The following is a 3,238-nucleotide window of genomic DNA, read 5'->3' as shown; positions in this document are numbered from 1 at the left end:
TCGACAAGCCACACCCCACCCGGGGGCTCTCACCCGTTCAACCCGACACGCCGTCACCAACCTCATGGCCGAGTACACCTAGGAGGGCCGGGCATGCCGGACGACCCGCTGCACGCCGACGCCGTCGCCGTGCTGTCGGGGTGGGCCGCGCCGTCGCCGGAGCAGGACCGGCTGCGGCGCGACTACCTCGACGTGCTGAGCGCCCATCCGCGGGCGATGCGGCGCGACTGCGCGCCGGCGCACCTGACCGGCAGTGCGCTGATCGTCGACCCCGCAGCCGAGCGGGTGCTGCTGCTCCTGCACGGCCGGGCGAACCTCTGGCTGCAGGCCGGCGGGCACTGCGAGGACGGTGACGGCTCGCTCGCGGCGACGGCGCTGCGCGAGGCCACCGAGGAGAGCGGGATCGCGGGGCTCACGCTCGGCGCCGGCGGACGGCCGATCAAGCTGGACCGGCATCCGGCGCCGTGCCGGCCGGGCGTCGTCGAGTCGCACCTGGACGTGCAGTACCTCGCGCTGGCGCCGGCCGGTGCGGTCGCGATGGTCAGCGACGAGTCGCACGACCTCGGCTGGTTCGGCTACGACGACCTCCCCTCGCCGCTCGGCGGCGGGGTGACTGAGCTGATCGCGGCCGCCCGCGCCGCGCTCTGACGCCGTCACCCGGGGCCACCGCCCTCTCCCCGCCCAACCCGACGTTGATCTTGGAGTTCTTCGGCCATCTATCAGGCATTTCGGACCACAATGGGCGAAGAACTCCAAGATCAACTTGAGGGTCGGGTGGTGGGCCGGAGGGGGCGAGGGAGTCAGGCGCGGGTGGGCACGGCGGGCTTGCCGGTGCGGCGGCCGGGGCGGAGCGCCTCGATGGTGATCCGGCCGCTGCGCACGCCACCGCGGGAGTCCAGCCAGGCGTCGAGGAACCGCCAGACGGCGGCGGCCTCGGCGGTCTCGCCCGTGACGGCGGCCGCGATGACGCTCAGGTGCGCGTCGCGCAGCCCGGCGGCCAGCGCACGGTCGCGCCGGCCGCACCGCGAGCGCACCCGGGCGATCCGCTCGCCGAGCTCGACGAAGAGCCGGGCGTCGTCCTCCGTCAGCCGGCGCGCCCCGCCCGGCACCCACGGGCCGTCGGTCTGGGCGGGCGCGGAGGCCACGCGCATCACCAGCTCGCGCAGCGACTCGACCGCCTCGACGAGGCCCTGCCGCGCGCCGTGGCGGGACTGCAGCCAGAACGCCAGCAGCGCGGCGAAGAACGTGCCCGGGACGGTGAGCGCGCCGGTCAGCAGCCCGTCCCAGGTGATGGTGCCCGCGGGGATGGCCCCGAACGCCTGCGTCGATGTCACCGCCGGACGGTACCCACCTGCGCCGGCGAATCCACCTCGAACCGACGGCACCCGGTGGCCCGCCGCCGTTGACGGCGGGAAAAGTAGGCTGCGGCGCGCGCCAGGAGGCGAGCCGGCTACAGCTCGTCAGGTGACGTCGTCGCCGTCGGCGTCCCCGGAATCGTCCTCGTCGGCGTCGGCGGGGGCGGCGCCGGCCGCGTGGCTGTAGCCGTCGAGGAAGCCGCGCGCCCGCTCGGCGCGCGGGTACTTCCCGACCAGCGCCCAGAACTCCGGGCCGTGGTCGTTGACCAGCAGGTGGGCCAGCTCGTGCACCAGCACGTAGTCGATGACCCACGTCGGCAGCCCCTGCAGGCGGCTGGACAGGCGGATCGAGCCGTCGGTGGGGGTGCACGAGCCCCAGCGGGCGCGCTGGGTCGAGCTCCAGCGCACGCTGCTCGGCATCGCCCGGCCGTCGAGGTACTTGCGCGACAGCTCGCCGGCCCTGGCGAGCAGGCCTTCGTCGCTGGGCCGGCGCCGCTTCTCCTGCGCGGCCAGGCGGTCGAGCATGACCTGGACCCAGCGGCGCTCCTCGGCCTTGCTGAGCCGCGACGGGAGGCACACGACGATGCGGCCGTTCTCGCGGAACGCCGTGACGGTGCGCCGGCGGCGCAGCGAGCGCCGTATCTCGACGTCCGGTGCCTCCATGGTTGCACCGTAGACCCATCGGCCGGGGAATGCGTGGATGCAATGTGGATAACTGGCGGGGAATGCCGCCTTGGACACCAATGCCCCGGTCGGCCACCGCGCCGGACGTGGCAGGGGCCACACTTTCTTCGTGCACATGTGGTGGATTGCGTCTGCGCAGGTCAGAGCCCTTGACAATGCGTAGCCCCGAGGTTGTCAACACGCTGCGCACCGGTGGTCCACAAGCACCACGGCAGTCCTGCACAAGTCGTCCACAGAGTTATCCACAGCCTTGGGATCGTCCCCCGTCGTTCCCGTTGCCGCCACCCCCGGATCGCCGTACGTTCACTGACATGTCCGGCGGCTCGAATCCCTTGCACACCACACTTCGCACGGGTCGCCCGATCCCGCTCGGTGGGATCTCGGAAAACGATGACACCTCCGCGCGTCCGGGGAAGGCGCGCGCCCGTCAGCGGAACTGAGATCCCGCCGAGCGCATTTCCGCTCGTCATTTCTGCCTCGAAGGATCCGCCGGCTGGCGTAGTGTGTCGGCTCAACCACACGGGGGACGCGGCTGACCTGCTGCTTCCACTCCTGCAACGAGGACAATGGGAGGCCACGAATGGCTGAGACCTACACGGGCGAGTTCTACTGCGTGAAGTGCAAGGAGAAGCGCGAAGCGACCGGCGACATCGTCGTCAACGACAAGGGCACCCGCATGGCGAAGGCCACCTGCCCGGTCTGTTCCACCAATCTGAACCGCATCCTCGGCCGCGTCTGAGGCCGATGTCCACGGCCTGACGCCCGCGCGGTACGGGCCTGTGGACAACGAAACGCACGGCGGCGCCGGACGAGGCAGGATGCCGGTGTGCGTCCGATCCTCCATCCCGCGCTGAGCCGTACCTGGCGTGACGAGTCCACCCTGCAGGTGGGCGCGACGCCTGAGGTCGCGCTCGTCATGGGCGGGCTGAGCCGGCCCGAGCGGGCTGTCGTCGAGGCCATGACCGGCGAGGCCGACCTCGCGGGGCTGCGGGAGCTGGCGGCCGAGCTCGGCCTGGGCCGCTCCGCCGCCGACCACCTCACCGAGCTGCTGCTGGCGGCCGGTGCGGTGGTCGACGGCGACCGGCTCGGGCCGGGCGACCCGTGGCGGCAGCCCGACCGTTCCAGCGCCGGCCTGCTGGCCCGGGCGCCCGACGGCGGTGACGACGTCCTGGCCGGCCGCGGCCGGTCGCGCGTCGACG

4 protein-coding genes and 1 pseudogene are annotated in these 3,238 nt (G+C 72.8%); 3 read left to right on the top strand and 2 right to left on the bottom strand.

The features are described 5' to 3' along the window. The first annotated feature begins 93 nt into the window (after positions 1-93). Positions 94-648: an NUDIX hydrolase gene (locus DY240_RS23485; RefSeq protein WP_119662166.1), complete on the top strand. Its 555-nt coding sequence runs from the start codon at positions 94-96 to the stop codon at positions 646-648. 152 nt (positions 649-800) lie between these two features. Here DY240_RS23485 and DY240_RS23480 read toward each other — a convergent pair whose 3' ends face one another. Both DY240_RS23480 and DY240_RS23475 read right to left on the bottom strand, forming a co-directional pair. Beyond that, positions 801-1,334, bottom strand: a complete 534-nt coding sequence (locus tag DY240_RS23480; RefSeq protein WP_119662165.1) for a hypothetical protein — start codon at positions 1,332-1,334, stop codon at positions 801-803. A gap of 126 nt (positions 1,335-1,460) precedes the next feature. Then, on the bottom strand, positions 1,461-2,018 hold the full coding sequence (locus tag DY240_RS23475) for a M48 metallopeptidase family protein (protein WP_199702216.1): 558 nt from the start codon (positions 2,016-2,018) through the stop codon (positions 1,461-1,463). A 601-nt stretch (positions 2,019-2,619) separates the two neighbouring features. Here DY240_RS23475 and DY240_RS32990 point away from each other — a divergent pair. Continuing rightward, on the top strand, positions 2,620-2,778 hold the full coding sequence (locus DY240_RS32990) for a DUF5679 domain-containing protein (RefSeq protein ID WP_092623275.1): 159 nt from the start codon (positions 2,620-2,622) through the stop codon (positions 2,776-2,778). Between the two features lie 87 nt (positions 2,779-2,865). Further along, positions 2,866-3,238 (top strand): annotated as a pseudogene (locus tag DY240_RS23470) (hypothetical protein); the annotation flags it as partial.

The organism is Jiangella rhizosphaerae (assembly GCF_003579925.1).
Classification (GTDB): Bacteria; Actinomycetota; Actinomycetes; order Jiangellales; family Jiangellaceae; genus Jiangella; species Jiangella rhizosphaerae.
The sequence above is the reverse complement of the archived record's forward strand: the minus strand, read 5'-3'. Positions and strand labels throughout refer to the sequence as shown.